This window comes from Mycobacterium sp. 852002-51961_SCH5331710, from assembly GCF_001665535.1.
GTDB lineage: Bacteria > Actinomycetota > Actinomycetes > Mycobacteriales > Mycobacteriaceae > Mycobacterium.
Genome location: NZ_LZSQ01000080.1, coordinates 1 through 2,659 on the forward strand (window position 1 = coordinate 1; position 2,659 = coordinate 2,659).

General features: G+C 65.3%; 1 protein-coding gene. It reads right to left on the reverse strand.

The features are described from left to right. On the reverse strand, window positions 1-2,659 hold a 2,659-nt coding region (locus A5752_RS13550), incomplete at both ends, for a non-ribosomal peptide synthetase (protein ID WP_156613841.1).

Sequence of the window (2,659 nt, forward strand, 5' to 3'; positions counted from 1 at the left end):
CGGCCACGTACAACTCGCCGACCACACCCACCGGCACCGGACGCAACCACGCATCAAGGACGAACAACGCCGCACCATCCACCGGCGAACCGATCGGAACCGCGCCCGAGCCCGGCCTCAGCGGCGCGCTGATCGCCACGCACATCGTCGTTTCGGTCGGGCCGTAGGCGTTGAGCATCACCCGCCCCGGCGCCCACCGATCCACCACCTCCGGCGGACACGCCTCCCCGGCCATCACCAACGCCGTCGACCCCAACCGCTCCGGAGAAAGCATCCTGACCGCGGAAGGCGTCTGGGTCAGCACGCTGACCCCCTCGTCGACCAACACCTCCTGGAAGTCCTCCGGCGAGGCAGAGATCTCTTCTGGCACCACCACCAGCCGTCCACCGCGCAGCAACGCCCCGAAGATCTCCCACACCGACACGTCGAAGGCCAGCGAATGGCAGAGCGGCCACACACCCGACGCCGGTAATCCGGCATCCAGGCTGGCCAACAATTGCGTCACATTGCGATGAGTGATCGCCACGCCCTTCGGCACACCAGTCGTGCCCGAGGTATAGATGATGTAGGCGATGTCATCTGGCGCGATCCTCAGCGTTCCCGCATCCAGCGCGGTATCGCTCGCACCGTCACCGACATCATCGACGTCGACGACCAGCCCCCCATAGCCGTCCAACCGCGACCGCAAGGCTGCAGTGGTGATCGTTGCCACCGGCGCTGCATCATCCAACACGAAATCGAGCCGCGCCGCAGGAACTTTCGCATCGATCGGTACATAGGACGCCCCGGCCTTGAGGACGCCCAGCATCGCTACGACGGCCTCGGCCGAACGCGGCAGCAACAGACCCACCGAATGACCCGGGCCGACACCATGCGCGACAAGCAACCGTGCCAACCGATCCGAGACCGCATCCAGCTCGCGGTAGGTCAGTGAACGGCCAGAAGACGTCAGCGCCGTCGTATCAGGTGTCCGAATCACCTGTTGCCCGAACAGAGCAGGCACGGACAACGGCGTGTCGACCGATTCGGTCAGCGCCTCTCGATTGCCGCACTCGTAGAGGTAGTCGAGTTCGTTAGCACTCAACACGGCCATGGACGAAAGCCGCCGAGTCGGATCGACGGTCATCGCCACCAGCACCCGCTGGAACCGCTCGATCAGGGCCTCGATGGAGGCGGCATCGAATACGTCGGTGCGGTATTGCACCTCTCCACCGATGCCCGCCGGTGACCCGTCCTCGCTCCATCGCTCGGTCAGGTTGAATGCCAGATCCATACGCGCAGTGTGAGTGTCGACCGGCATCGGCGTGGCTTGGAGATCGCCAAGGGAGACCTCAGCGGGCTGGTTGTTCTGCCAGGCCAACATGACCTGGACCAACGGGTGGTGGGCGAGGCCGCGTGTCGGGTTCAGCCGCTCCACCAGCACCTCGAAGGGCACATCCTGGTGTTCGTAGGCGGCCAGACTGCGTGTCCGTACTTGCTGCAGCACGTCGGCGACGGTCGGATCACCGGCCAATTCGACGCGCAGCACCAGCGTGTTCACGAAGAAGCCGACCAACTCGTCGAGCGCGGGATCGTTCCGTCCGGCGACCGGGAACCCAACGCCCACATCGGCACTGCCGCTCATTCGCGACAACAGCACTGCCAGCGCCGCTTGCATCACCATGAAACTGGTCGCGTTATGCGCGCGCGCCACCTGAGCGATCCGTTGTTGGACCTCGGCCGGCCAGTTCACCGCTACGTGCGCACCGTGCTGATCCGCCACCATCGGATAAGGCCGATCGGTCGGTAACTCGATGCGTTCGGGCATCCCCGCCAAGGCCCGCTCCCAATAACCGACCTGCGCCGCGATCGCACTGTGCGGGTCGTCGAGATCACCAAGCTGGTCGCGCTGCCACAGCGTGTAATCGGCATACTGCACGGGTAGCTCCGCCCAGTTCGGGGCGTGTCCCCTGCACCTACTCGCATAGGCCGTACCCAGATCGCGAACCAACGGAGCGACCGACCAACCATCGGCGGCGACGTGATGCACCACCGCCACCAGTACATGCTCATCGTCAGTGATGCGCAGAAGTCCTGCTCGTATGGGAATCTCGGTCGCCAGGTCGAACGGGTGCCCGGCGACCTCGTCGATGACCTCGCCGAGCCGGGCGGCCGACCAGTCACTGGCATCGACGATCCGCCAGCCGAAATCAGCCTCCTCGCTCGGGACAACCAACTGCTGGGGCAGCCCTTCCGACGCGTGGAACCGAGTGCGCAGGCTCTCATGGCGGTCGACCACGTCGGCGAGCGCTTGGGCTAGAGCCTCGGTATCGATGCGCCCGTGAAGCCGCAGTGCGGTCGCCATGTTGTACATCGGCGAGGGACCCTGCAGCTGGTCGATGAACCACAGCCGATTCTGCGCATAAGAGAGCGGAATCACCGACGGGCGCTCTACGCGACGAATTGGGGTGTGCGCCTTCCCATCCGCACCGATGCGGGGCGCCAGCTGGGCGACGGTGGGCGCCTCGAACACGTCGCGCACGCCCAAGCCAGCATCCAGCCCACTGTTGACGGTGGCAACCAGGCGCATCGCGGACAGCGAATCCCCGCCGAGTTCGAAGAAGGATTCGTCGACGCCGACGCGTTCGATACCGAGTACTTGGGCGTAGATGCCGGCCAG